This is a genomic window from Pseudomonas purpurea (assembly GCF_039908635.1).
Lineage (GTDB): Bacteria > Pseudomonadota > Gammaproteobacteria > Pseudomonadales > Pseudomonadaceae > Aquipseudomonas > Aquipseudomonas purpurea.
In genome coordinates this window covers 39,257-65,374 of sequence record NZ_CP150918.1, presented here as the reverse complement: position 1 = coordinate 65,374, position 26,118 = coordinate 39,257, and the positions used below count along the sequence as shown (strand labels likewise).

Annotated in this window: 22 protein-coding genes and 3 pseudogenes; 6 read left to right on the top strand and 19 right to left on the bottom strand. The window is 60.5% G+C overall.

Translation table 11 applies throughout. The features are described 5' to 3' along the window. Positions 1–220: 220 nt before the first annotated feature. The 5 genes from AABM54_RS00345 to AABM54_RS00325 are packed head-to-tail and all read right to left on the bottom strand — an operon-like array spanning position 221 to position 4,126. Entirely contained in the window at positions 221–856 is a 636-nt protein-coding gene (locus AABM54_RS00345; RefSeq protein ID WP_347903012.1) for an SCO family protein, read from the bottom strand. Continuing rightward, a complete protein-coding gene (gene cyoE / locus AABM54_RS00340; protein WP_347903011.1) occupies positions 853–1,752 on the bottom strand; it encodes a heme o synthase in 900 nt (299 codons plus the stop codon). Before cyoE ends, AABM54_RS00345 begins: the two co-directional genes overlap by 4 nt. Further along, complete coding sequence (locus tag AABM54_RS00335) at positions 1,740–2,819, bottom strand: COX15/CtaA family protein (RefSeq protein ID WP_347903010.1); 1,080 nt, start codon at positions 2,817–2,819, stop codon at positions 1,740–1,742. Before AABM54_RS00335 ends, cyoE begins: the two co-directional genes overlap by 13 nt. Before the next feature lie 10 nt (positions 2,820–2,829). Continuing rightward, the gene (locus AABM54_RS00330) at positions 2,830–3,420 is read right to left on the bottom strand and encodes a hypothetical protein (RefSeq protein ID WP_347903009.1); all 591 of its coding nucleotides are present in this window, start codon (positions 3,418–3,420) and stop codon (positions 2,830–2,832) included. Further along, on the bottom strand, positions 3,386–4,126 hold the full coding sequence (locus tag AABM54_RS00325; protein ID WP_347903008.1) for an SURF1 family protein: 741 nt from the start codon (positions 4,124–4,126) through the stop codon (positions 3,386–3,388). Before AABM54_RS00325 ends, AABM54_RS00330 begins: the two co-directional genes overlap by 35 nt. A 70-nt stretch (positions 4,127–4,196) precedes the next feature. On the opposite strand from AABM54_RS00325, the gene AABM54_RS00320 reads away from it, so the two are divergent. Then, positions 4,197–4,400, top strand: a complete 204-nt coding sequence (locus AABM54_RS00320) for a twin transmembrane helix small protein (protein WP_347903006.1) — start codon at positions 4,197–4,199, stop codon at positions 4,398–4,400. Positions 4,401–4,408: 8 nt separating this feature from the next. Here AABM54_RS00320 and AABM54_RS00315 read toward each other — a convergent pair whose 3' ends face one another. From AABM54_RS00315 to coxB, 4 genes are all read right to left on the bottom strand, one after another. Then, positions 4,409–5,296, bottom strand: a complete 888-nt coding sequence (locus tag AABM54_RS00315) for a cytochrome c oxidase subunit 3 (RefSeq protein WP_347903004.1) — start codon at positions 5,294–5,296, stop codon at positions 4,409–4,411. Positions 5,297–5,329: 33 nt separating this feature from the next. After that, on the bottom strand, positions 5,330–5,887 hold the full coding sequence (locus tag AABM54_RS00310; protein ID WP_347903002.1) for a cytochrome c oxidase assembly protein: 558 nt from the start codon (positions 5,885–5,887) through the stop codon (positions 5,330–5,332). 123 nt (positions 5,888–6,010) lie between these two features. Next, on the bottom strand, positions 6,011–7,606 hold the full coding sequence (gene ctaD, locus AABM54_RS00305; protein ID WP_347903001.1) for a cytochrome c oxidase subunit I: 1,596 nt from the start codon (positions 7,604–7,606) through the stop codon (positions 6,011–6,013). 82 nt (positions 7,607–7,688) lie between these two features. Beyond that, the gene (coxB, locus tag AABM54_RS00300; protein ID WP_347902999.1) at positions 7,689–8,816 is read right to left on the bottom strand and encodes a cytochrome c oxidase subunit II; all 1,128 of its coding nucleotides are present in this window, start codon (positions 8,814–8,816) and stop codon (positions 7,689–7,691) included. 373 nt (positions 8,817–9,189) lie between these two features. Between coxB and AABM54_RS00295 the strand changes: the two genes are divergently transcribed. Then, a complete protein-coding gene (locus AABM54_RS00295) occupies positions 9,190–9,840 on the top strand; it encodes a hypothetical protein (protein WP_347902998.1) in 651 nt (216 codons plus the stop codon). A 134-nt stretch (positions 9,841–9,974) separates the two neighbouring features. Here the strand turns inward: AABM54_RS00295 and AABM54_RS00290 are convergent, their stop codons facing one another. From AABM54_RS00290 to AABM54_RS00280, 3 genes and pseudogenes are all read right to left on the bottom strand, one after another. Beyond that, on the bottom strand, positions 9,975–11,513 hold the full coding sequence (locus AABM54_RS00290) for a SulP family inorganic anion transporter (protein WP_347902996.1): 1,539 nt from the start codon (positions 11,511–11,513) through the stop codon (positions 9,975–9,977). A 90-nt stretch (positions 11,514–11,603) separates the two neighbouring features. Then, positions 11,604–12,336 (bottom strand): annotated as a pseudogene (locus tag AABM54_RS00285) (carbonic anhydrase). Between the two features lie 242 nt (positions 12,337–12,578). Then, entirely contained in the window at positions 12,579–13,637 is a 1,059-nt protein-coding gene (locus AABM54_RS00280) for a PA0069 family radical SAM protein (RefSeq protein WP_347902995.1), read from the bottom strand. Positions 13,638–13,860: 223 nt separating this feature from the next. Between AABM54_RS00280 and AABM54_RS00275 the strand changes: the two genes are divergently transcribed. After that, positions 13,861–14,166 carry a hypothetical protein gene (locus tag AABM54_RS00275; protein ID WP_347902994.1) on the top strand — a complete coding sequence of 102 codons (306 nt, stop codon included), beginning with the start codon at positions 13,861–13,863 and terminating at the stop codon, positions 14,164–14,166. Positions 14,167–14,243: 77 nt separating this feature from the next. Here the strand turns inward: AABM54_RS00275 and AABM54_RS00270 are convergent, their stop codons facing one another. Genes AABM54_RS00270 through AABM54_RS00260 form a run of 3 tightly spaced genes read right to left on the bottom strand, consistent with a single transcriptional unit; the run spans position 14,244 to position 18,088 of the window. Next, a complete protein-coding gene (locus tag AABM54_RS00270) occupies positions 14,244–15,548 on the bottom strand; it encodes a cytochrome c (protein ID WP_347902993.1) in 1,305 nt (434 codons plus the stop codon). 12 nt (positions 15,549–15,560) lie between these two features. Continuing rightward, positions 15,561–17,345 carry a GMC family oxidoreductase gene (locus tag AABM54_RS00265; protein ID WP_347902992.1) on the bottom strand — a complete coding sequence of 595 codons (1,785 nt, stop codon included), beginning with the start codon at positions 17,343–17,345 and terminating at the stop codon, positions 15,561–15,563. Between the two features lie 2 nt (positions 17,346–17,347). Next, on the bottom strand, positions 17,348–18,088 hold the full coding sequence (locus AABM54_RS00260; RefSeq protein WP_347902991.1) for a gluconate 2-dehydrogenase subunit 3 family protein: 741 nt from the start codon (positions 18,086–18,088) through the stop codon (positions 17,348–17,350). Positions 18,089–18,394: 306 nt separating this feature from the next. On the opposite strand from AABM54_RS00260, the gene AABM54_RS00255 reads away from it, so the two are divergent. Beyond that, the gene (locus AABM54_RS00255) at positions 18,395–19,033 is read left to right on the top strand and encodes a tyrosine-protein phosphatase (RefSeq protein WP_347902990.1); all 639 of its coding nucleotides are present in this window, start codon (positions 18,395–18,397) and stop codon (positions 19,031–19,033) included. Between the two features lie 59 nt (positions 19,034–19,092). Here the strand turns inward: AABM54_RS00255 and AABM54_RS00250 are convergent, their stop codons facing one another. The 3 genes and pseudogenes from AABM54_RS00250 to prlC all read right to left on the bottom strand — a co-directional run bounded on the left by AABM54_RS00250 (position 19,093) and on the right by prlC (position 23,604). Then, entirely contained in the window at positions 19,093–21,114 is a 2,022-nt protein-coding gene (locus AABM54_RS00250; protein ID WP_347902988.1) for a M3 family metallopeptidase, read from the bottom strand. A gap of 126 nt (positions 21,115–21,240) precedes the next feature. Then, positions 21,241–21,528: a YheV family putative zinc ribbon protein gene (locus tag AABM54_RS00245; protein ID WP_347902987.1), complete on the bottom strand. Its 288-nt coding sequence runs from the start codon at positions 21,526–21,528 to the stop codon at positions 21,241–21,243. Then, positions 21,525–23,604: pseudogene (gene prlC / locus AABM54_RS00240) on the bottom strand (oligopeptidase A). Before prlC ends, AABM54_RS00245 begins: the two are co-directional and overlap by 4 nt. Before the next feature lie 62 nt (positions 23,605–23,666). Here prlC and AABM54_RS00235 point away from each other — a divergent pair. Further along, on the top strand, positions 23,667–24,212 hold the full coding sequence (locus AABM54_RS00235) for a gamma carbonic anhydrase family protein (protein ID WP_347902986.1): 546 nt from the start codon (positions 23,667–23,669) through the stop codon (positions 24,210–24,212). Positions 24,213–24,231: 19 nt separating this feature from the next. Further along, on the top strand, positions 24,232–24,882 hold the full coding sequence (locus tag AABM54_RS00230) for an HAD family hydrolase (RefSeq protein WP_347902984.1): 651 nt from the start codon (positions 24,232–24,234) through the stop codon (positions 24,880–24,882). A gap of 150 nt (positions 24,883–25,032) precedes the next feature. Here the strand turns inward: AABM54_RS00230 and AABM54_RS00225 are convergent. Then, a pseudogene (locus AABM54_RS00225) lies at positions 25,033–26,110 on the bottom strand (aminopeptidase). Positions 26,111–26,118 lie beyond the last annotated feature (8 nt).

Genomic DNA, 26,118 nt, shown 5'->3' with positions numbered 1-26,118 from the left:
AGGGGACGCCATGAGCGTCCCCTTTTTTGTCTGTTCGGATCTAGGACTGCTGTGAATCCACCCCACCCCAGCCCTCTTCCGAGGGAGAGGGAGCCGATCTTCGTGCTTTTCAAAACCTGAGTTCGACTCGCAATTGCAGGTCGGTGTGGCTCGAACAAACACCTCGGTCAGTCCCCTCTCCCTCTGGGTGAGGGCTAGGGTGGGTAAGCTTTTGATGTTCTTACTTGCGCTTGAGCATCACCGGCAACTGCGCCACCAGTTTGGCGTTGTTCAACGGTGCGCGAATGAACCCGCGCTGCGTACCGTCCGGGCCGATCACTGCCAGGTTGCCGCTGTGGTCCACGGTGTAGTTGGGCTTGCTGGTGTCGGCCGGGATGAACGGGATGCTCACCGCGTTGGCGACTTTCTGCAGGTCCTCGATCGACGCCGGAGTCAGGCCGATGAACTGCGGGTCGAAGTAACCCAGGTACTGCTTGAGCTGCTGGGGGTTGTCGCGGTTCGGGTCGACGCTGACCAGAATGATCTGCAACTGGTCGACCGCGTCTGCCGGCAGTTCACTCTTGATCTGCCGCAACTGCGCCAGGGTGGTCGGGCAGATGTCCGGGCAGAAGGTGTAGCCGAAGAACAACAGGCTCCATTTACCTTTCAGCTCGTTGACCGTGACCGGTTGGCCATCCTGATTGGTCATCTGCACGTTCGGCAGGTTGCGGCTTTGCGGCAGCAGGATGATCCCGGCGTCGATCAACGCCGTCGGGTCGCCCTGGCCCTTGCTGGTCAGCACTTTGTTGACGGTCAGCCCCAGGACCAGGGCCACCAGAGCGACGAGAATAAAGACGGTTTTCTGAGTTCGAGTCATAGGTTCAACACTAGGTAGTGGTCTACGAGCAGGGCGATAAACAGCAGGAACAAGTAGTAAATAGAGTACTTGAAGGTGTTGATCGCCGCGTGCGGCCGAGTGCCACGGTACAGCACCACGGCCCATTGCAGAAACCTTGCGCCCAGCACCAGTGCGCACACCAGGTACAGCAGGCCGCTCATGTGGATCACATACGGCATCAGGCTTACCGCCAGCAAGGCGAAGGTGTACAGCAGAATGTGAACCTTGGTGTAGTGCTCGCCATGGGTCACCGGCAGCATCGGGATATCGGCCTTGGCGTATTCCTCCTTGCGGTGAATCGCCAGTGCCCAGAAATGCGGCGGGGTCCAGGCGAAGATAATCAGCACCAGCAACAGCGGTTCAGCGCTGACATGGCCGGTGGCGGCGACCCAGCCCAGCAACGGTGGCGCGGCGCCCGCCAGGCCGCCAATGACAATGTTCTGCGGCGTGGCGCGTTTCAGGAAACCGGTGTAGACCACTGCATAACCGAGCAACGAGGCCAGCGTCAGCCAGGCCGTCAGCGGGTTGGTGAAGGCCAGCAACAAGGCTTGCCCGGCCACGGCCAGCAAGAGTGCAAAGGTCAGGGCAGCGGTCGGTGAAACCCGGCCTTCGGCCAGTGGCCGCTTATGGGTACGGGCCATCACGGCGTCGATACGCCGGTCCACCACGTGGTTGACCGCCGCCGCGCCCCCCGCGCACAACCCGATCCCCAGGTTACCGAACACCAGCACTGTCCACGGCACCCCGGCACGGGTCGCCAGGAACATGCCCACCAGCGAGGTGATCAACATCAGCACCACCACTTTGGGCTTGGTCAGCTCCAGATAGTCGCGCCAGATCGCCCGGCCGTGCCGTTCGCCGATCAGAGTCGCCATGGCATTTCTCCTTTAAGGGTTGTGGGCCCGGCCGAGTGCTTGCGCAGACTGAAGCGCCAGCGTGCAGGCAGTGGCTGCCTGACCCGGACCAGGCTGGTCCGTGCGTGGTAATTGACCAGCACCATCGTCAGCAACAACGCCGCACCGCCCGCGTTATGGGCAACGGCCACCGGCAGCGGCAGGTGGAAAATCACGTTGCTGATGCCCAGGCTGATCTGCGCCGCCAATGCCACCAGCACCAGCCCGGCGAGCCGGGTCATGCCGACGACCTTGAGTTGCCAGGCCAGCCCCAGCAGCACCAGGGTGACCAGCAGCGCGCCGAGGCGGTGAGTCAGGTGAATCGCCGTGCGGGCATCGCTGTCGAGCTGCCCGCCCAGGTAATTGGGGCCGATGTGTTGGGTCAGGTGAAAGCCGTTGGCGAAATCCGCCGACGGCAACCACTGGCCGTGGCAGGTCGGAAAATCGATACAAGCCACCGCCGCATAGTTGGAGCTGACCCAGCCACCGAGGGCGATTTGTCCGATCACCAGCAGCAACCCGGCGGTCGCCCAGTGCTGCAAACGCCTGGGCACAATCAGCGCTGGCAACACGCCGGACAAACGCAACGTCAGCAAAAACAGCAGGCTCAAGGTTGCAAAACCACCCAGCAGATGCCCGGTCACCACTTGCGGCCAGAGCTTGAGGGTCACCGTCCACATGCCAAACGCCGCTTGGGCAAACACCACCGCCAGCAAGAACAGCGGCAACTTCAAGGGTTGGTCCGGATGATGCCGATGGGTCCAGGCGCGGGCGGCCAACAACACGATCAGCAGCCCCAGCGTGCCGGCGAAGTAGCGGTGGATCATCTCGTTCCAGCCCTTGTGGGCCACCACTGGCGTATCGGGAAAATGCAGTTCGGCGTGGGCCAGTTGGGCTTCGCTTTTCGGCACGCTGATGAACCCGTAGCACCCCGGCCAGTCCGGGCAACCGAGGCCCGCATGGGTCAGCCGGGTGTAGGCGCCGAGCAACACGACGACCAGCGCCAGCAGGGTGGCAAACAGCGCAAGGCGAAATCCAGGTTTGGCCATGACGATGCCCTTATCCGATGTTCGACAGTTTCAGCAGGTGGCGCAGGTCGTTGAGCAGGTCCTTGCCTTTGACGGTCGGGTCGTAGCGCAGCACCAGGTTGCCGTGCGGGTCGATGATCCACAGTTGCGCCGACGCCTTGCCCTGAACGCTTTTGCTGTAGGTCGCAAGGTCCAGCGGGTAGCGCTGCAACTGCGGATACTCACGTTTGAGCTTGGCGTCGTAGTCCGCGCCCAAGGGTTGCGCGGTGGCCAGTGCATGGCTGGCGCGTGAAGCATCACGGCCCAGGCCGACCTGAATCTGCCGGGCCAGGTACACCAGTTGCTGGCAGTCCACCGAGCAATCCTGCGGCGCGGTGACCAGCATCTGCCAACGCGCTTCATCCGCCTGCACGCCGAGTTCGGCACGGTTCTGGCCATTGCCGATCAACTCGCCGTGATAGCTGCGACCGTCCGGCACCCAGAACTGCAATTTGTACATGCCGGTGGCGAGGATCATCGGGCCGATGACCATCAGCAGGATCAGGATCAGTTGCCAGCGCCCACGTCGACGATTGGGGGCCTGCGCCTCAGACATGTTGGGTGGATTCATGGCCGCTCCCATGCTGTTTCTCCTTTGCGTTGTGCCATCCGCAGTAGAGGTAAAGGCCGAACAGGGCCAGCGCCATGGCAAACCACTGCACGGCATAACCGAGGTGTTTTTCCGGCCCCATGGCCACCACCGGCCAGTCGGTTTCATAGGACGCGGGGCCTGCTTCTTCGCGCAGTTCATAGGCATAGCCGCTGCGACCCAATTCGCCCCACAGCAGGGCCGGCTCGACAGCCGTCACCAGCCGTGGCCAGTTCGCCTTCGCCGGGTCGGCGTGCAGTTGAAAGGTCGCACCGGGGGCGACATACACCCACGCGTCCAGGCTCAGCGCTTGTTCGGGGGTGGTGAACACTGGCGGCGTGCGCCGATCCGGCCACGGCAGCCAGCCACGATTGAGCAGCAGCCACGTGCCCGTCGCCAGGTCATGAAAAGGTTGCAGCAGCTCGACGCCGGGGCGGCCGTTGCGGGTGCGGTTGTCCAGCAGGTAGCTGTGGGCGGCATCGAACTGGCCGTGCAGGCGCACTCGGCGAAACGCCGGGTCTGCGCTGGCTTGCAGTTGCTCGCTGACCATTGGCTCGGCCGCCCGGCGTTCGGCGTAACTCTGGAGCAACTCGCGTTTGTGTTCGCCCCGGCTCAGTTGCCAGAAGCCGAGAAACACCAGCAGCGGCAACAACACGGCCACCACCAGCGTCGGCACAAGACCTGGGCGAAAGCGCGTCATAGCGGCGCCGGAAAGTCGGTAGTCGGGCTGGCTATACTCATGTGCATCGCATTCCCCCTGGAGCCTCGCCATGCTCAAAGCAGCCATCGTCCTGATGCTGATTGCCACGGTTATCAGCCTGTTCAGCGGCCTGTTTTTTCTGGTCAAGGACGACAGTCGCTCAAATCGCCTGGTCATTGCCTTGAGCGTTCGTGTAGCCCTGGCCGCAGCCACCGTCGGGCTGATTGCCTGGGGCTTTTTCAGTGGCCAGCTGGTGTCCCACGCGCCCTGGTAAACACCGCCTCAGAGCACGTAAACGAAGACAAACAGACCGATCCACACCACGTCCACGAAGTGCCAATACCAACTCGCCGCCTCGAACCCGAACTGATGCTCGGCGTCGAAATGCCCGCGCATGATGCGCATCAGCATCACAAACAGGATGATGGTGCCGATGGTCACGTGGGCACCGTGGAATCCGGTGAGCATGAAAAACGTCGCGCCGTACACGCCGGAACCCAGGGTCAGCCCCAGCTCGTGATAGGCGTGAATGTATTCCTCCGCCTGGAAGCCGAGGAACGCACAGCCCAGCAGCACGGTCAGCGCCAGCCAGATTTTCAATGCGCCGCGATGGCCCTTCTTCAAGGCATGGTGGGCGATGGTCACGGTGACGCTGGAGCTGACCAGCAACACCGTGTTCAACAGCGGCAAACCCCAGGGGCTGATGACTTCCTTGGGGGGCGGGAACAGTGTCGGGTCCGGGGTGTGCAGCAATGGCCAGGCGAACTGGAAGTTCGGCCAGAGCATGTGCGCGATGCCTTTGTGCCCCTCACCGCCCAGCCATGGGCCGGACATGTTGCGCACGTAGAACAATGCCCCGAAGAAGGCGATGAAGAACATCACCTCGGAGAAAATGAACCAGCTCATGCCCCATCGGAACGAGCGATCGAGCTGTGCGCTGTACAGCCCCGAACGGCTTTCCTTGATCACCGTGCCAAACCAGCCGAACAGCATGTACGCCAGCAACAGGCTGCCGACAAAGAAGATCAGCGGACCGTGGGATTCGGGCCGCGCAGCCTTGAGGTCGTTGAACCAGGTGCCCAGGCCAAACACGGTGACGACCATGCCGACCGTGGCGATGATCGGCCATTTGCTCTGGGCGGGAACGTAATAGTGCTCATGACTTGCCATTGATTGTTCTCCTTATCGGGCACGCTTGAACGCTCAAGGACCGGCGTTGGTGTTGGCCACCACCGGCGGATGACGTGCAGTGATATCGAACAGCGTGTACGCCAGCGTCAGGTGCTTCACGTCCTTGGAGATGTCGCGGTCGACGATGAACCGCACGGGCATCTCGATCCGCTCACCGGGTTGCAACACTTGCTGGGTGAAACAGAAACATTCGGTCTTGTGGAAATACATCGCCGCGTCACCCGGCGAAATGCTCGGTATCGCCTGGGCGCTCATCGGACGATCCGTCGGGTTGCGTGCGACGAAGACCATCTCGTTCACCGCACCGGGGTGGATCACCAGGTCATCGGCCTTGGGGTAAAACTCCCAGGTCATGTCCACCGCGTTGGTCGACAGAAACTGCACACGGATCTGCCGCGAGGTGTCGACTACCTGCTCGCCCTGGTACTGCCCACCGGTCTTGCCGTTGATACCCAGCGCCTTGCACATCACGTCGTAGATCGGCACCAGGGCAAACCCGAAGACAAACATGCCGGCCACCACCAGCAGCAGGCGGGTGACCAGTTTTTTCATGGAAATAGAGTCAGCCATGGCGGCGGGCCTCTATATGGAAATGGAACCCTGTGGGAGCGAGCTTGCTCGCGATAGCGGCGCGTCTGACACACCGAGCCGCCTTCATCGCGAGCAAGCTCGCTCCCACACAAGAAAGGCTGTTCATTTCACTTCCGGCGGCGTGGTGAAGGTGTGGTATGGCGCCGGAGATGGAATGCTCCACTCCAGGCCTTCCGCACCTTCCCACGGTTTGGCCGGGGCGGGCGGGCCGCCACGGATGGTCTTGATCACGATGAACAGGAAGAAAATCTGCGTCGCGCCGAAGGTAAAAGCGCCAATCGACGACACCATGTTGAAGTCGGCGAATTGCAGGTTGTAGTCCGGAATCCGCCGCGGCATGCCCGCCAGCCCCACGAAGTGCATCGGGAAGAAGGCCATGTTCATGCCGATGAACGACAGCCAGAAGTGCAGCTTGCCGAGGGTTTCGTCGTACATGTGGCCGGTCCATTTCGGCATCCAGTAATAGGCCGAGGCGAAGATCCCGAAGATCGCCCCCGGCACCAGCACGTAGTGGAAATGCGCGACCACAAAGTAGGTGTCCTGGTACTGGAAGTCCGCCGGGGCGATGGCCAGCATCAACCCGGAAAACCCGCCAATGGAGAACAGGATCACGAACGCCACGGCAAACAGCATCGGTGTCTCGAAGGTCAACGAGCCTTGCCACATGGTGCTGGCCCAGTTGAACACCTTGACCCCGGTAGGCACCGCGATCAGCAGCGTTGCGTACATGAAGAACAGCTCGCCCACCAGCGGAATGCCCACCACGAACATGTGGTGCGCCCAGACGATGAACGACAAGAAGGCAATACTGGCCGTGGCGTAAACCATCGAGGTGTAGCCGAACAGCGGTTTGCGCGCGAAGGTCGGAATGATCGAGCTGACGGCACCGAACGCCGGCAGGATCATGATGTACACCTCGGGATGACCGAAAAACCAGAACACGTGCTGGAACAGCACCGGGTCACCGCCACCGGCGGCATTGAAGAAACTGGTGCCGAAGTGGATGTCCATCAGCATCATGGTTACGCAGCCCGCCAGCACCGGCATCACCGCGATCAGCAGGAACGCGGTGATCAGCCAGGTCCAGACGAACAGCGGCATTTTCATCAGGGTCATGCCCGGCGCACGCAGGTTGAGGATGGTGGCGATCACGTTGATCGCGCCCATGATCGAGCTGATGCCCATCAGGTGGATGGCAAAGATGAAGAACGTCACGCTTTCCGGTGCATAGGTGGTGGATAACGGCGCGTAGAAGGTCCAGCCGAAGTTCGGCCCGCCGCCCGGCATGAACAGGGTCGAAACCAGCAACAGGAATGCGGCCGGCAGCAGCCAGAAACTGAAGTTGTTCATGCGCGGCAGGGCCATGTCCGGCGCGCCGATCATCAGCGGGATCATCCAGTTGGCGAGGCCGACAAACGCCGGCATCACCGCACCGAAGACCATCACCAGGCCGTGCATGGTGGTCATCTGATTGAAGAACGCCGGTTCGACGATCTGCAACCCCGGCTGGAACAGCTCGGCGCGTATCACCATGGCGAACGAGCCGCCGAGCAGGAACATCGTGAAACTGAACCACAGGTACAGCGTGCCGATGTCTTTGTGGTTGGTGGTCAGCACCCAGCGCATCAGGCCCTTGGCAGGGCCGTGGGCGTGGTCATCGACGATGGCATGACCGTGGTCATCGCTCACAGCATTCATGGCCTGACTCCTGCAACCGGGTGGGCTGGGTGGCTTGGGGCGGCAAGCCACAAGCATTCACGGGAACACGCAATAGACCGGGTCATTTGCTTTGCGCCTGTTTGAGGGCCAGTACGTCTTTAGGCGTGACCATGTCGCCTTTGTTGTTACCCCACGCGTTACGCTCGTAGGTCACGACGGCGGCGATATCGACTTCCGACAGCTGCTTGCCGAACGCCGCCATGGCGGTGCCGGGTTTGCCGAAGTACACGCGGTGCAGGTGGTCTTCTTTCGGCCCGGTGGCAATCGGTGAACCCTTGAGTGCCGGGAACAGCGGCGGCATGCCCTGGCCTTCAGGCTGGTGACAGGCCGCGCAGGTGGTGTGATAAATCTTGTCGCCGCGTTCCTTCAGCTCGTCCAGGGTCCATTCTTTGCTGGTCAGCTCCTTGAGCTTGGCGGCGTCGGCCTTGCGGTCGGCCAGCCAGGTGTCGTAATCGGCCTTGGTCTTGGCCTCGACCACGATCGGCATGAAGCCGTGGTCCTTGCCGCAGAGCTCGGCGCACTGGCCACGATAGAGGCCGGGCTTGTCGATGCGGGTCCAGGCTTCGTTGACGAAACCGGGAATTGCATCACGCTTGACCGCAAACGCCGGCACCCACCATGAGTGGATCACGTCGGCGGAGGTCACCAGAAAACGCACCTTGGCCCCCACCGGCAGCACCAGCGGCTGGTCGACTTCCAGCAGGTAGTGTTCGCCCTTGGCGCTTTTGTTATGGATTTGTTCTTGCGGGGTGGCCAGGTTGCTGAAGAACTCGACATCCTGGCCCAGGTATTTGTAGTGCCACTTCCATTGGTAACCGGTGACCTGGATATCAATGTCCGGTTCGCTGGTGTCGTACATCCTGATCAGGGTGGCCGTGGCAGGCACGGCCATGGCCACAAGGATGATGAAGGGAACGACGGTCCAGAGGATTTCGACGGTGGTGCTTTCGTGGAACTTGGCCGCCACCTGGCCGGTGGAACGCCGATGAACCATCATCGACCAGAACATGGCGCCGAAGACGATGAGGCCGATCACCACACATATCCAGAAGATGGTCATGTGCAGATCAAACACTGCGTGACTGATTTCAGTCGCTCCAGGCGCCATATTCACAGTCCAGGCAGCGTGCGCCTGACTGAAAACCGACCACAACAGGAGGCCCATCCAGACTCGTGGATGTCGCATCATTGCGGGTTCCCCTTATCGTTCTTGTTATCCCGCCGGTTTTCACCTGCGGCCAAGGGATCGGCTGCCCAGACGACGAACTTAAACCGCCGAGCCCTCGCTGCACATGCAGCCGGGCGTCATCAGCTAACTCCATACAAACCCGAGTATAGACAGCGACTCAGACCTCGCAACGCAGTGGCGTAAATCAACTGAAACACCCTGGACTTGCGCCAGAGGCCTTGAATGGAGAAGGATGCAGAGGTGAATACTGGCGAACCGATATAACGCAGGCGTATAAGGATTAATTAATTATGACAAAACCGTCTTAGCAGTTTTCATAAGCAGGCTAACTTATGTTCTCCCTATTTCACTGCCTTTGTTCCCTGGAGTTTTCATGAACACCGCCGCATTGCGCGAGCAGATACAACGTGCCCAACACCATGAAACCGAAACTGGCCAACTGACGCGTCAGTTGGAAATTCAATTACCGCACCTTCACTCCGCCATTCAATTGCCGGATGTCGACGCCAAAGGCGTCATGACCCGTTTTGTCACTGCTTATATAGAACAAGTACCGGACCTGCTGGACGCGGCAAATGATGTCGCACGCGAAGCGGGTATCGAATCCCAGATCAAACCGGTGCTGAAAATTGCCGAGCAGTTCTTCATCCAGCCGCCCGCCATCATGGCCGGCCACGTCGGGCTCGACAGCCTGCTGGACGAAGCCTACCTCGCGCACCGCCTGGTTGAAGAGGTCAACGACCTCTATATCAAGCACTTTGGCCAGCCACTGATCCCCTTGGACATGACTGTCGCCAACCTGATTGCCCACCAACTGATCGGCGAAGCTTTCGCCAACCAGCTGGATGAGGCCGTGCATCACGCCGTCGACGCCATGCTCGATGAAGACAGCTTCGCCTTGGAATCCGTCGAAGCCTACCGCGAAAAACTCAATAGCCCGGACACCGGCGCCGCATGGAAACGCTGGCCGTGCCTGTCACGCCAGTTAGGCGTGGGCCTGGAACTCGATCAGCCGGCAGCCTGATCCAACTGAACCACAGCCGGCTTGCTCCAGGCTGAGATCCGACAACGGCGGTCAATCATTCAATAGGGATGTCGACTGGCTTACCGCCTTCGCAAGCAAACGCAACACTGCCCGGCCTGCTCCCACACGGTCACCTATCCGGCTGAGCCTACCCCCGCCGTAGTTCGCAACCGTCCTTCAAGCCGCCGCTTCAACCCCCGTGCCTCGATCACCAGTTTCGAGCCCTTGCTTTCATTGGCCCGTCCCCACTCCTCGAGCAATTCCAGGCAGGCGTGGTCGATGTAGCTCAGGTGGCTCAGCGGTACGTGCACGGTCGCGCCTGCGGGAATCGTCCCCAGTACCTGAGTCAGTGCCGGCACCTTGAGGAAGGTGGCAGCGCCTGTCAGTCGCAGTTCCATTTCACCGTCGCGAGGCAGGTCGACCAGGCTGATTTTCAGCCGCGATGCCTTCCACGCCAGTTTGGCGAGGGTCAGGCCGAATCCGATCAATACCCCGGTCAGCAGGTCGCTGAAAATGATTGCCAGCGCCGTCACCCCGTAGGTGAACATCGGCATCCGGCCGTAACGGCCCAGGCCGCGAAACGCCTTGAGGTCCACCAGTTTCACGCCGGTGTACACCAGCACGCCCGCCAGGCTGGCCACCGGAATGCTTTGCAGCACACTCGATAGCAACAATACAAACGCCAGCAGCCATACCCCATGGAAGATCGCCGACAGCCGCGTGGTGGCCCCAGCCTGAACGTTCGCCGAGCTGCGCACGATCACGCCCGTCATCGGCAAGGCGCCCAGCAGGCCACACAGCATGTTGCCTACGCCTTGGGCAGACAGTTCGCGGTCGAAATCCGAACGCTGACCGTTGTGCATGCGATCGACCGCTGCCGCCGACAACAGGGTTTCGGCGCTGGCAATAAAGGCAACGGCGAATGCCGCGACCAGCAGCGCCGGATCGGCCAGGTTCAGCAGGTCCGAAGGCCGCAGCCAATCTATCGCTTCGGCCAGGTTCGCCGGGACTTCGACCCGTTTGACCGGTAGCGCGAGCAGCAGACTGGCGACCGTCGCCAGACCAACCCCCAGCAGTGCCCCTGGAACAAAGCGCAGCGCTTGTGGACGACACTTTTCCCACAGCCACATCACCACAATCGTCGACAGCCCGAGTAAACCGGCCTGCCAGCCCAGCCCGCCGCCCATTGTCGGCAACGCCCCGGCGAGTGCGGCCGGGAACCCGGCGAGGTTATCCAGCCCCGAGGGCTTGGGCGAGCCGTCGAGCATCACATGCAACTGCGACAGCACGATCAGTACGCCGATCCCCGCCAGCATTCCATAGACCACGGCCGGGGCGGTCACCCGAAACCAGCAGCCGAGGCGAAACCGCCCGGCCAGCAGTTGCAGAAACCCGGCCAGCAGCAGAATCGGCCCCAGCATGGCCATGCCATGCTGGCGCACCAACTCGAACACCAGCACCGCCAACCCGGCCGCCGGGCCGCTGACTTGCAGGGGCGAACCGGCCAACCAGCCGACAACCAGACCACCGATGATTCCGGTAATCAGCCCTTTCGCGGGCGGCATGCCGGATGCGATGGCGATGCCCATGCACAAGGGCAGGGCGACCAGAAACACCACCACGGAGGCCAGTAACTCCCGTGGCAAAACAACTTTCCATTGCACAGCACGCATGATGACGCTCCCTGAGGTTTCTTCAGGCGTGGCAAAGCCCGACCGCTTTTCAGCGGCCTCGACCTGGCCAGGCAAGGTGTTTAGGAGGTTTTAGAAGCGCGCTTTGGGCGTCGCCATGGGAATGGGGTGGCTGCCATCCAGCGGCAGGAAGCACCCTTGATCGGCGTCGTACGCTTTGATTTCACTGGTTTCGATGCTGTAGACCCAGCCATGGATAAACAGCTGACCGTTGGCCATGCGCGAAGCCACCGAAGGGTGAGTGCGCAAGTGCTGCAACTGTGCGATCACGTTTTCTTCGGTGAGGACGTGCATGCTTTCGTTTTCGTCAGCGCAATGGCAATTGTCCTGAACCATGGTTTTCGCCACTTCGGCGTGCCGCAGCCAGGCTTTGACCGTGGGCATTTTTTCCAGGCTTTGCGGGTTCAACACCGCACGCATCGCGCCGCAGTCAGAATGCCCGCAGATGATGATGTGCTGCACCCCCAGCGCCAGTACCGCGTACTCGATGGCGGTGGATACACCACCGTTCATCTGACCGTACGGCGGCACCACATTGCCGACGTTGCGGGTCACGAACAGGTCGCCGGGGGCGCTTTGGGTGATCAACTCAGGAACGATGCGCGAGTCGGCGCAAGCAATGAACATTGCACGGGGCCGCTGGGGCCGTGGCGAGCTTCTTGAATAGTTCCTCCTGTTGCGGGAAGACCTCGTGATGAAAGTGCAGAAAGCCGTCAACGATATGCTGCAGCGCTGCATCGGCGCTTTCGGCCTCGGGGAGGGCAGAAGCCGACGCAGCCAACGGCTGTTTATCCTTGTCACTCATAATTCATCCTCTTTGGCGGAGTAAGGGAATCTTCCCGTTTTGTCCGGTACGAAACCAGCACCTGATTAAAAAATATACAGCCCTTTTACCTCGACCAGTCGGTCACTCGATGAACAAGGTAGCGGCCGAAACTTAACTCAAACTGAATGAAACGCTCTAGAACGTGCGTTCCAGGTCACACAAAACGTGACCAGCCTAAAAACGCTGCCTTTTTGCACCACTCAACCATAGGCCACTCGCGCCTAGAGCAGCGACATCTGACGGCCCGGCGGACAAAACGCCTGGCAATCCAGGTCGAAGCCTTCGCGACGGTTGAGCCCCAGGCGTTTAATGGTTTTGGCAAAACGTTGCGCCAGCAAATCGGCAAACGGCCCTTCGCCGCGCATTCGGACCCCAAACCGACTGTCATACAGTTCACCCCCACGGCTTTGGCGAATCAGGCTCAGCACATGAGCGGCGCGTTGCGGGTAGTGCGCCGCCAGCCATTCCTCAAACAACGGCGCCACTTCCAGGGGCAGGCGCAACATCATGTAAGCGGCACTCTGCGCCCCGGCAGCATGGGCCTGGGTGAGCAGGCTTTCGAGTTCGCTGTCATTGATCATCGGAATCATCGGCGAGCACAACACACCCACCGCAATGCCTGCCTCGCGCATCACGCGGATGGCGCGCAACCGTGCCTTGGGTGCCGCGGCCCGGGGTTCGAGAATGCGTTTGAGTTCATCGTCCAGGGTGGTCAAGCTGATCATCACCGCCACCAGCCGTTGCTGCGCCAGTTCGACGAGCAGGTCCAGGTCGCGCAGGATCAGCGACCCCTTGGTGATGATCGTGACCGGATGGCGATAACGCAGCAGCACCTCCAGGGTTCGCCGCGTGATCCGGTGTTCCCGCTCGATCGGCTGATAAGGGTCGGTGTTGGACCCCAGATTGATCGGCGCGCACTGATAGCCCGGCCTGGAAAGCTGCTGCTCCAGCACATCGGCGGCATTGGTCTTGGCGATCAGTTTTGTTTCGAAATCCAGCCCCGGTGACAGGTCCCAATAGGCGTGACTGGGGCGTGCATAACAATAGATGCAACCGTGTTCACAGCCGCGGTAAGGGTTGATCGAGCGGTCGAAGGGCAGGTCGGGCGAATTGTTGCGGGTGATGATGGTTTTCGCTGTTTCAATGCGCACCTCGGTGCCTTGGGTCAGCGGTGCTTCTTGATACCAGCCATCGTCCTCTGCCACCGAGATCTTGGGAGCAAAGCGATTGTGCGGGTTGGTCGCGGTGCCGCGACCGCGAGGTGGCAAGGGAGTGGTCATCGGGAGCAACCTGCTAGCTGTATGCACATACAGTATCCGAGTGCCCAGCATTGGACCAGTGCCGTTCGGCAGCTTCAGAGCCTGAAGCGTATTGTTAGTTGCTATATAACAACTAAGTGCAAATCAACGAAACATATACACAGTGGTCTACTTTCCAATATCCCTCGTACTATCTTCGGCACAGGTAACACTCAACCAACTGAAACAGTAAAAGGATTTACTTATGTCGTTCTTCAATCAACGCGGTATCTTTCTGCAATTACTTCGCCCGTCTCCTGCTAATCCGCAGGAAGCAATGGTTTCGATGCAACTGGCGCGTAAAGAGTCGCAATGGGACCCCGTCAATCAAGTAGCCACCGATGCATTGGTGGACTCCATTTTCATTACCGCAGTTTCAAACGATGGCGGTCATTCCTTTAATATCAATACCGTACGCAAGGATGTGGACGGTGATGGCGATATTGACGAGCAGGACAAAGCCAAGCTGCTGGCCTTGGCCAAGGCTTATTCCAGTATTGTCAGCCCATGATTCAGATTGACTAACCGTCAAGCACTCAACCCATGGCCATAACGTCCGCAGGTTGAGTGCTGATACTGCATGACCGTTTAGTTGTGCACGGCCACGGACCCGGCTTCAATAACCGACGAATCACTTACATCATCTTTGCGTAACTTTTCGACATCGTTGGCGTTAACTTTCGATGCCCGATTCCCCCAGCTCGTGCGGATAAAATTGACCACCTCGGCCACTTCCTTATCCGACAGGCGCCAGGCGAATGCCGGCATGGTGAAGGTCGACGGTGCGCTGTGCGTGGCCGGCAGGGTGCCGCCCTTGAGTACGATGTGGATCAGCGAGGTCGGGTCGTCCGATTGCAACACCGGGTTGCCCGCCAACGCCGGGAACACTCGGGTATAACCGTGCCCATCAGTGCGGTGGCAGGCCGCGCAGTTGTCGATGTAGACCGACGCCCCTGGTTTGCTGTCATCACCGTTCCATAGCGCCTGGGCCACCTGCTGGTCGTACGCGTGCGGCTGATCCGTGGGGTCATTGGCCGGCAGGGACTTGAGGTAGCGGGCAATCGCGCTGAGGTCCGCATCGCTCATGTACTGCATGCTGTGCACCACCACATCGCTCATGCCGCCAAACACCGCACTGCGATCACTGCGACCGGTCTTGAGAAACTGCACCAGTTGCTCCTCGCTCCAACTGCCCAGGCCGTCCTTGTGATCGCCGCGCAGGCTTTTCGCGATCCAACCTTCCAGCGGCGCACTGCCGGACAGAAAGTCACTGCTTTCGCCAGCGCTCAAGGCTTTTTCCTGCATGGTCAGGGCTCGTGGCGTATGGCACGCGCCGCAATGTCCGAGCCCTTCCACCAGATACGCCCCACGGCCGACGACTGCATCCTCACCCACGGCCGGTTGAGACGCCCCGACATTCGGGGCAAACATCCAGCGCCATCCGGCCAACGGCCAACGCATGCTCAAGGGCCATGGAATGTCGCTGTCCTTGTTCACTTGAGCAACCGGCGCCACACCTTTCATGAAGTAGGCATACAACGCCTGCATGTCGGTATCAGTGACACGGGCATAAGACGGATACGGCATGGCCGGGTAAAGCGTACTACCGCTTTTGGCGACGCCATGGCGCACGGCCTTGTCGAAGTCTTCGAAGCTGTAATCGCCCACGCCGGTTTTGTCCGGGGTGATGTTAGTGGAGTAGATCGTGCCGATCGGGGTTTCCATCGGCAGGCCACCGGCGAACGGCTTGCCGTCCTTGGCGGTGTGGCACGCCACACAGTCGCCTGCACGGGACAGGTATTCGCCTTGCCTGATCAACGCTTGATCATCTTCAGAAGCACTGATCGAGCAACTGCCGAGCAGGGCGAGGGTCACGATAACGAGGGTCTTCATGGTCATCGCTCCTTAAGCCTGAACCAGCGGGCCGGGGTTTTTCAGGTACTGCTCGCGAATCGCCCGCGCCGACCAGTAGGTGAGGGCCGCCACCAGCCCCGTAGGGTTGTAACCCAAGCCTTGTGGGAATGCGGAAGCGCCAGGCACGAAGACGTTATGCACGTCCCAGCTCTGCAAGTAGCGGTTCAATGCGCTGGTTTTCGGGTGGGTGCCCATGATCGCGCCACCGTTGAGGTGGGTGGTCTGGTAGGACGCGGTGTTGAAATGGTCGCCGACTTTCTTGCCAATCACGGCGATGGCCTTGGGGTTCATCGCCTCGGCGATCTTGCCCATTTTCTCGACCATGAAGCGGTTCATCTTGATGTCGTTTTCCTGCCAGTCGAACGTCATCCGCAGCAGCGGCAGGCCGTAGGCATCGCGGTAAACAGGGTCGAGATCCAGGTAGTTTCCACGGTAGGACTGATGCGCACCGTGAGCGTCCATCGACACCTGGTGGGTGTAGTAATCGGCGGTAGCACGTTTCCAGGCACTGCCCCAGGCCGGGGTTCCCGGCGGATTTGAAGTACCGGCAATCGGCCGGCTGCCTGCCTGGTTGACCCACATCGGCGAACCGCCGACGAAACCATGGGGGCCATGGTCGAAGTTGTCGGCATTGAAGTCGTCCACCGCCACACCGTTGCCGCCCGCGCCGATGAAGTTGTTGGTGTGCACGTCCTTGTCGAAATAGGCCTTGATGGTCGCCATGTTCTGATAGGCAAAGTTGCGCCCGACCACACCTTCGCCAGTGATCGGGTCATAGGGTTTGCCGATCCCGGACAGCAGCATCAGCCGCACGTTATGAAGCTGGAACGCCCCCAGAATCACCAGGTCCGCCGGTTGCTCGATCTCGCGGCCCTGACCGTCGATGTAGGTCACGCCGGTGGCCTTGGTCTTGCTGCTGTCGAGATTGACCTTGAGCACGTGGGAATTGGGCCGCAGCTCGAAATTCGGCAGCGGCTTGAGCGCCGGCAGAATGTTCACGTTCGGCGACGCCTTCGAATACATGTAGCAGACATAGCCGCTGCAGAACCCGCAGAAATTGCACGGCCCCATCTGCGCGCCGTAAGGGTTGGTGTACGGGCCCGAGGTATTGGCCGATGGCAGGTTGTAGGGTTTGTAACCGACGGCGTTGGCGGCGCTCTGGAACAACTGCGCGGAGTAGGTGTTCTTCTGCGACTCCAGCGGAAAGTGGCTGGAACGGTCCGCCGCGTAGGGGTTGCCGCCCTTGCCTTCACCGACCACTTGCCCGTTCACGGTCCAGGCCTGGCCCGAGGTGCCAAAGACTTTCTCGGCATAGTCGAAGAACGGCTCCAGTTCTTCGTAGCTGACGCCGAAGTCCTGAATCGTCATGTCCTTGGGGATGAAGCTTTTGCCGTAGCGCTCTTCGTAGTGGCTGCGCATGCGCAGCTCGATCGGGTCGACCCGAAAATGCACGCCAGACCAATGCAGGCCGGCGCCACCCACGCCATTACCCGGCAGGAACGCCCCAAGCTGACGGTTGGGCAGTGCAATGTCATTCACGCTATGGCGAATGGTCACCGTCTCTTTCGAGACATCCTGAAAGAGTTTTTTACGCACGCTGTAGGTGAGTTCGTCGATCACCTGTGGGTAGTTGCCGTCGGGATAGGTGTCCTGCATCGGCCCGCGCTCCAGCGCCAGCACATTGAGGCCGGCTTCTGTCAGCTCCTTGGCCATGATGGCGCCCGTCCAGCCAAAACCGACGATCACCGCGTCGACCTTCTTCATTACCGTTGCCATGCTCAAGCCCTCTCGCCGCGAATCGACACTGCCGGGAAGGGGTACTGCTCGTTGCGCTCCACCCAATCCATGAAATCGGCGCGGGCGCCGGGGAAGCCGATCAGGGTCCAGCCGACCATGCCTTTGTTGCCGCCGTGGATCGGGTCGCAGAAGAACCCTTCCCGGGTGTTTTGCAGCAACAAACTGAAGAAAATCTTCGGTGGCACGCTGTCGAATGTCGGCGTACCGGCCTCCAGTTGCTTGAGCAAATCGTCTCGGGTAGCGCTGTCTTGCTCAGCAAAAACTTTGCCGTTGAACGCTTTCGACCAGGCATCCGTCGCCGCGATGCCCAGGCGGTAGATCTGTTTGGGCACCAATTTGCTCTGCCAGCCCATTTCCGGCGCGGCGTCGGCATTGAACGGGCCTTGCATGTACCACAGCGCACCGGCGGCATATGGCGTATTCATTTGGCGGTCGATGTACTCCGGCACGCCGGCTTCCAGCGCGCCCGGGCCTTGTTCATCGGCAGGAATCAATCGCGCGACGGCGGCCTGAATGAAAGCCCACTCTTGTGCGGTGAAGTAGCCAGGCTGATACGCAGCGCTGTTGACCGGCGTCTTGCTGGTGCTGGCCGGTGCGGCGTCAGGCGCAGCCATCAGCACCGAGCTGCCAAAGCCTGTGCTGGCGACGGTGACCACCGGGATCAAGGTCAGGGATTTGCGTAAAAACTCACGCCGCGGGTTGTCTCGATCTTGATCAGACATGGGGGTGCACCTCATCAGGCATTGGGTAGAAGGTCGCTTCAACGAGCGACTTATCGTTTTTTGGCCACGTAAAAGGTCGGGGGAGGACCCCATGGAACAGGACGTGCCAGTAATCATTAGTTACAAATGGTAGCAGCCTAAGCATCAAGATTAATCGTTTCAGCTCAAATAAACCTTGGAACACTGCCGTAACCCCTACGTCGGGCGAGTGGATTCACGACTTTTTGACAGACGTCTCACGGGCCTTTGACTGCCCCTCCCGCAGGCTGCCCACCGATCCTCCATTCGTCTTTTAGGCCCCTACCTATGCCGACATTGCGCATCATCCCTGTGCTCAGCCTGCTGCTGATGCTGTTCGCGGTTCCTGCGGCCCAGGCGGACGACGCCGGCTCCCCGCGTCCGGCCGAATGGGCACAGCCTGTGGAGGTGCAATACAACCTCTACCAGATGTCGCCGACGCTCTATCGCAGCGCGTTGCCTGATGGCGGGGCCGTGCCGTTGCTGGAAAAACTCAAGGTCGCGACCGTCATCAACTTCCTGCCAGAACCGGATTCGAACTGGTTGTCGGCACCCGGCATCAATCAGGTACAGATGCCGTACCGCACCAATCATGTCGATGACAGCGACGTACTCGCGACGCTGCGGGCGATCCAGAGCGCCGAAAGCAAAGGCCCGGTGTTGATGCACTGCAAACATGGCTCGGACCGCACCGGTTTGATGTCCGCCATGTACCGGGTGGTGATTCAAGGCTGGAGCAAAGAAGACGCCCTGAAAGAAATGACCGAAGGTGGTTTTGGCGACAGTAGCCACTTCAAGGACGGCATTCGCTACATGATGCAGGCCGATGTCGACAAACTTCGCACGGCCCTGGCCAACGGTGATTGCAGCACCAGCCGCTTCGCCACCTGCTCGATGAAGAGCTGGCTTAAAACTGCCGGCGAGTAATCCACGTCGACAATAGAAGCCCCCGAGTGCTGAACCCGGGGGTTTTCATCAGGCAATGATCACGATGGGAAAAGACTGCCCGTCATTGATCGGCCGAGAAATACTTCCAGGGATTCGAGCAAGGGTCGCGAATCTCCCACCGCGAAGATCGCCTCACGAAACGCCTTGCCGGTTTCGGTGCTGAACACCCCGCGCGCCTCAAATGGCTTGAACGCTTCTGTCGCCAGGACACCGGACCATATGTAGGCATACACCGAAGCCTCATAACCGGTCACCAGGTAGTCAAAACCGTTGGCATACCGCGTGTAGCCCGGCAGCCGAAGGTGGGGAAACTGCTCCCGTACCTGGGCAAACACCGACGCCACGCTACGACCATCGCCATACCCCCGGTGCAGTTCAAAATCGTACAAGGCGCCCATCAACAACCGCGCGGTTTGCCAACTGCTCTGTTGATGAATCGACGCCAGTATCGAGTCAACCCGCGCCTCGGATAAACGCTCGCCAGTTTGATGGTGCGCCGCGATCCACAGCAGAAAATCCCGGGATAAACCCCATAGTTCAAAGACCTGCCCGGCGAACTCGGCCGTGTCGCGCCCCAGCTCCGAGATGCCGGAAATCCGCCGATACGGTGAACGCGTCAGTACGTGCTGCAAGCAGTGGCCCATCTCATGAAGCAGCACCCTCATTTGCACGTGATCGAGCAGACACGGCTGACCCGTCGCGCCCTCGGGAAAGTTGCCGTGCAAAATGGCCATCGGCAGCTTGACCCGGCCCTCGGCGGTCACCCGACGATTTCGCGGGGTGGACGTCCAGGCATAGTCGTCCCCTTGCGGACGGTGAAACGGGTCGATGTAAATGTGCCCGATCACCTGGGAATGCTCCCTGACTTCCAGCAGGCGCACCTGCTCATGCCAGCGGCTGAACTGCTGTTGCTCGACGATTTCGATGCCAAACAGACGTTCACTGAACCGGCATAACCGGTGCAACGTACCGTCCAGTGGAAAATAGGCGCGAACCCCGCTGAGCGCTGAACCATGCTGGTACTGCCGCAGTTTCTGCGCATAAAACTCGAGGTCCCAGGCCTGCACATCGGCAACCCCCTGTTCAGCCGCAAAGGCTTCAAGTGCTTGGGTGTCCTCGGCAAAACGTGGTGTCTCCAGCGTCAGTTGCCGCTGTAAAAAATTCACGACCTGCCGGGCCGATTCCGCAGATTCGGTTGCCAACTTCAACTCGGCAAAGTTGGCGTACCCCAGCAGCCTGGCCTTTTGCTGACGGTTGGCGAGCAGCAGCTCAAGCACCGGGCCATTGTCGAATTGCCCGGCGTGCGGCCCTTGATCCGACGCCCGCGTGGCGTTGGCGATAAACAGTTCCTCGCGCAAGGTACGGTCTTCGGCATAGGTCATGACCAGACGCCAGGTTTCCTGATCCAGCGTGATCAGCCAGCCCTCATGCCCCGCTTCCCTGGCCTTGGCGGCCATGCGCTGTTTAAGGTCGTCAGGCAGGCCCGCCAACGACGACTCATGGTTGAGCCGCTTGCTCCAGGCGTTGTCGGCGTTCTCCAGTTGCTGCAGAAACAAACCGCCGAGCAGCGATATTTCACGGTTGAGCCGAGCCAGTGTTGCCTGTTGATCCGCCGGCAAATCAACCCCCGACAACCGATACCGTCGCAGGATTTTCTTCAAAACCGCCTGGCGTGAGGCGTCGAAGTGCTGCGCGGGCGGGCTGTCTGCCAGGGCTTGATAGGCCAGGTACAGCTCACGATTGCGCAACAGCCCGGTTTTATAGACCGCCACCGATTCGTCGCACGCAGCGCGCGCCTTACGCCAGGCGTCACCGGCATGAGCAACCAGGTCCAGGGTATGAATAACGGACATCGTCTCATCAAGACGCGCGGTCAATTCATCCATGCCCAACACCAGGTCATCCCAGTTCGGCAGCACCGACTGGCTGGCAACAATCAGGTTAGTGGCACGGCGATTATCGGCCAGAATCTGTTCGATGGCGGGCACCAGGTGTTCGGCGCGCACAGCCGCATAGGGCGGCAGGCCGTGGACCTGCAAAAGTGGATTGCTTTCAAGCATCACGTCTTCCTTGAATAGAGGCTGAAACAAGTCGTCAGCCTAAAAAGGAAGCGCCGTGAGAGGGTGGTAGATAACTATCGCCTTCCTGTCATCGGACAGGAAGGCGAGCGTCATCGCAGTGGACGATCAGGCCTGATCGTCCGGCTTTTTCTTGAGCTTGGGGTTCGGGAAAAACTGCACCGCCTGCACCTTGGCGTCCGGCACTTTCAACGCGGAAGTATTGACCCGCGTCCCCAATTCCTTGGGCACGGACAGCCCTTGCTCGTTGAGCGTGTCGGAGTAACCGCAGGCCACGCATTCGCGGTGCGGTACGGCGTCCTCGCTCCACATCATCAACTTGTCCGGCTCACTGCATGCCGGGCAAACAGCCCCGGCGATAAAGCGTCTTTTGGTAATCACAGGCCCATCACTCATGCTACCGCGACCTCGTCGAGGCCGCTGTGGCGCAAGAGTGCATCAATCGACGGCGCCCGCCCGCGGAAGTCGACGAACAGCACCATCGGCTCCTGCGAGCCGCCACGCGCCAGGATTGCCTCGCGAAATGCGCGACCGGTGGCGGCGTTGAGCACGCCTTCTTCCTCAAATTTGGAGAACGCATCGGCCGACAGCACTTCAGCCCATTTGTAGCTGTAGTAACCCGCCGCATAACCGCCGGCGAAGATGTGCGCGAAGCTGTTAGGGAAGCGGTTGTAGGCCGGTGGGCGCATCACCGAGACTTCGTCGCGCACGCCTTCAAGCACTTGCAGCACGCTACGGCCATCGCCGTGGGTGGCGTGCAGCTCGAAGTCAAACATCGAGAACTCCAGCTGGCGCACCATCATCAGGCCGGACTGGAAGTTCTTCGCCGCGAGCATTTTTTGCAGCAGGTCCTGGGGCAGTGCCTCGCCGGTTTCGTAATGCCCGGAGATCAGCGCCAGGCCTTCCGGCTCCCAGCACCAGTTTTCCATGAACTGGCTCGGCAACTCGACCGCGTCCCAGGGCCACGCCGTTGATACCGGACACGCCAGCATGCTCGACGCGGGTCAGCAGGTGATGCAGGCCATGGCCGAACTCGTGGAACAGGGTGGTGACTTCATCGTGGGTCAGCAGGGCAGGCTTGCCGCTGTCGGCCGGGGTGAAGTTGCAGACCAGGTTGGCCACCGGGCTTTGCAGAACGCCCGCAGCGGTGCGACGACGGTCACGGGCGCCGTCCATCCAGGCACCGCCCCGCTTGTTGGCGCGGGCGTACAGGTCGAAGAAGAAGCGGCCGACGTGCTGGCCGTTTTCCTTGATTTCGAACAGACGAACGTCCGGGTGCCAGGTGTCGAAACCGGTCTGCTCGGCGATTTCGATGCCGTACAACCGTTGAACGATGGCGAACAGACCGCTCAGCACTTTATCGATCGGGAAGTACGCACGCAGCGCTTCCTGGGCGACGCTGTAGCGTTGTTCACGGAGTTTTTCGCCGTAGAAACCGCTGTCCCAGCTTTGCAGGTCCGGGCAACCTTGCTCGGCGGCATAGGCCTTGAGCTGTTCCAGGTCCTGTGTGGCAAAAGGTTTGCTGCGCTTGGCCAGATCCCGCAGGAAGCTCAGCACCTGATCGCTGGACTCAGCCATTTTGGTGGCCAGGCTCAACTCCGAGAAACTGGCGAAGCCCAAGAGTTTTGCCAGCTCCTGACGCAGGTCGAGGATTTCTTCCATCACCGGGCCGTTATCGTTCTGACCGGCGTTCGGGCCTTGGTCCGACGCACGGGTGCAGTAGGCGGCGTAGACTTCTTCGCGCAGCGCGCGGTCCTGGGCGTAGGTCATCACCGCGTAGTAGCTCGGGAACTCCAGGCTGATCAACCAGCCTTCCAGGTCCTTGGCCTGGGCGGCGGCGGCCATTTGCGCCTTGGCCGAATCGGTCAGGCCGGCGAGGGCGGCTTCATCGGTGACGTGCTTGGTCCAGGCCTGGGTGGCGTCGAGCAATTGGTTGGAGAAGTGGCTGCCCAGCTCCGACAGTTTGCTTTGCACGTCGGCGTAACGCTTTTGCTCAGCCTCTGGCAGGTCGATACCCGACAGACGGAAGTCACGCAGTGCGTGTTCAAGAATGGTGTTTTGCGCCACGTCGAAACCGGCCGCTTCGCCGCTGTTTACCAAGGCTTCATAGGCCTGGAACAGTTCGCGGTTCTGGCCCATTTCAGTCGCGTAGGCGCTCAGTGCCGGCAGGCAGGACTCGTAAGCCTCACGCAGTTCGGCGCTGTTGCACACGGCATTGAGGTGGCTGACCGGGCTCCAGGCCGCGCCCAGGCGATCATTGAGCTCGTCCATCGCCAGCACCAGGCCGGCCCAGGTAGGCTGCGTGCCCTGGGTCTTGAGGATCTCGGCGATAGCGGTGCGGTTGTCCGCGAGGATCTGTTCGATGGCGGGTTGTACGTGCTCGGCGCGGATCGCCGAGAACGGCGGCAGGTCGTAGGGCTGCAAAAGAGGGTTGTTCACGCTCACGGTTGGCACCTTGGCTGGAAGAAACATGCAGCCATCTTAATTACAATCGACGCTCACCGCAGCTATCAGCAACAGAGAGAGAGCCTATCGTGTCCCTTCGCAAGTACCAGAACCACACCCCCAAGCTTGGCAAAGGCGCCTTTGTCGACGGCTCCGCGGTGGTGATCGGCGACGTCGAAATAGGCGCCGACAGCTCGGTCTGGCCGCTGACGGTCATCCGCGGCGACATGCACCGCATCCGCATCGGCCAACGCACCAGCGTGCAGGATGGCTGCGTACTGCACATCACCCACGCCGGCCCCTTCAACCCGGACGGTTTCCCGCTGCTGATCGGCGATGACGTGACCATCGCCCACAAAGTCATGCTGCACGGCTGTACTGTCGGCAACCGGATCCTGATCGGCATGGGCAGCATCGTCATGGACGGTGCGGTGGTCGAAGACGACGTAATCATTGGCGCGGGTAGCCTGGTGCCACCGGGCAAACGCCTGGAAAGTGGTTTCCTCTATGTCGGCAGCCCGGTAAAACAGGTTCGTACGCTGACTGACAAGGAGCGGGCGTTTTTCACCTACAGCGCGGCCAACTACGTGAAGCTCAAAGACCTGCATCTGGCCGAAGGCTACGACCGGCTCTGACTCTTATTCAGGAATGTTCATGCATTACCAAACCGTTTTATTCGACCTCGATGGCACCCTGACCGACCCGCGTGAGGGCATCACCCGTTCGATCCAGTACGCCTTGAGCAAACTGGGGATCGACGAGCCCGACCTGAGCAAACTCGAACACTTCATCGGCCCGCCGCTGCTGCAAGCCTTTATGCAGTTCTACGACTTCGACGAGGCCAAGGCCTGGGAAGCGGTGAACTTCTACCGTGAGCGCTTCAAAGTCACCGGGCTGTATGAAAACCGCGTGTTCGACGGTGTCACGCCGCTGCTGGAAACCCTCGGCGGGCAAGGGCGACAGCTGTACATCGCGACGTCAAAACCCTGGATCTACGCACGGGAAATTGCCCGGCACTTCGGTTTTGATCGGCACTTCAAGGTGATCTACGGCAGCGAACTGGACGGCACTCGCACCGATAAGGTCGAGCTGATTGCTCATTTATTGAGCGAAGAACGACTGGACCCGGCCACCACGCTGATGATCGGCGACCGTAAACACGACTTGATCGGCGCCAAGCGCAATGGTCTGGATGCCGCCGCAGTGGGTTATGGCTTCGGCAGCCACGAAGAATTGAACGCAGAAGCCCCGGCGTATCACTTCGAGACATTGACCGAGTTGCATCAGGCGTTTTTGCGGGGTTAGTGGCTGGTCTGCTTTGGTGGCGAGGGAGCTTGCTCCCGCTGGGGCGCGAAGCGGCCCGGAAGTCATGCGGCGCGATTTTTCAGCTTGACCGCATCCGCAGGTTTACGACTGCTGCGCAGCCGAGCGGGAGCAAGCTCCCTCGCCACAGGGTTACTTGTTTGCCAACACCTTCAACGCTGCCTTGCGTTGTTCTACGGGCAACGCGCCCAACGTCTCGACCGCCGCATAAAACTGCCCCCAATCCCCATCTACCTGCTTGAACAACGCGGCAAACGCCGGCACCCATTGGTCATACAACCCGAACGGCAACAACCGGGCGTTGTTCAGCGGTGCATTGATCCAGGCATCAAAACGCGTGTCGCCGGCCCACTGGCTGTCGCGCAGGGTTCGGTAGTCGCGGCGCAAACGTTCGAACTCGGCGGCTTTGCGCACGCGCATCTGTTCGGCCGGCAGGGACAGGGCGTATAGCTGTTCAAGCCGTACGCGGGTGTCCAGCAACAACCCGATGAATTGAGTACGTTGCTGCACCAGCGCCTTGCTGGCCGGTGGCAACCCGCGCGCCGTGCGCCATTGGCGAGTGCCCTCCTGTTCGACGAAAGTGGCGAAAGATTCGTTGAACTCGGTGTCGTCCTTCACATAAAACCGCTGATGCGCCAGCTCATGAAATATCAGCGTGGCCAGGCGCTCGTCGCCCCAGCTCATCATTGAACTCATGATGGGGTCATTGAACCAGCCCAGGGTCGAATAGGCTTCCACGCCACCAATCGACACGTCCATGCCCTGCTGGCGCTGCAACGCCGCCTCACCTCGCGCCGCGCCCTGGCTGTAGTAACCGCGGTAGGGCCACGCACCCGGCGACAGGGAAACAATGGTTGAGCGGCTTGAGGGAAAACTCCGGCGTGGCAAACACATTCCACACCACGAACGGTCGGCCGATGTCGGCGTACAGGCGATAACTCTTGTTGTCCGGCAGGTGCAGTTGCTGGCTGGCAAAGGTCCGGGCCTTTTGCGATTGGGCCAGATGGGCGCGCAGGGTGGCGTCGCGCGTCGGGTCGGCGATGACCTCGCTCACCGGCTCACGCGCCCGCAACAACTGCCATTGCCCGCTGGCCAACTGGCTGTAATAGCTGACGCTGGTGCAACCGTTGAGCACCAAAAACACCACACCCGGAAACAAAACCCGCAAAACGCGATCAAGTAACCCATGGCTCCTACGCAGCCTATCCAAATCGAATC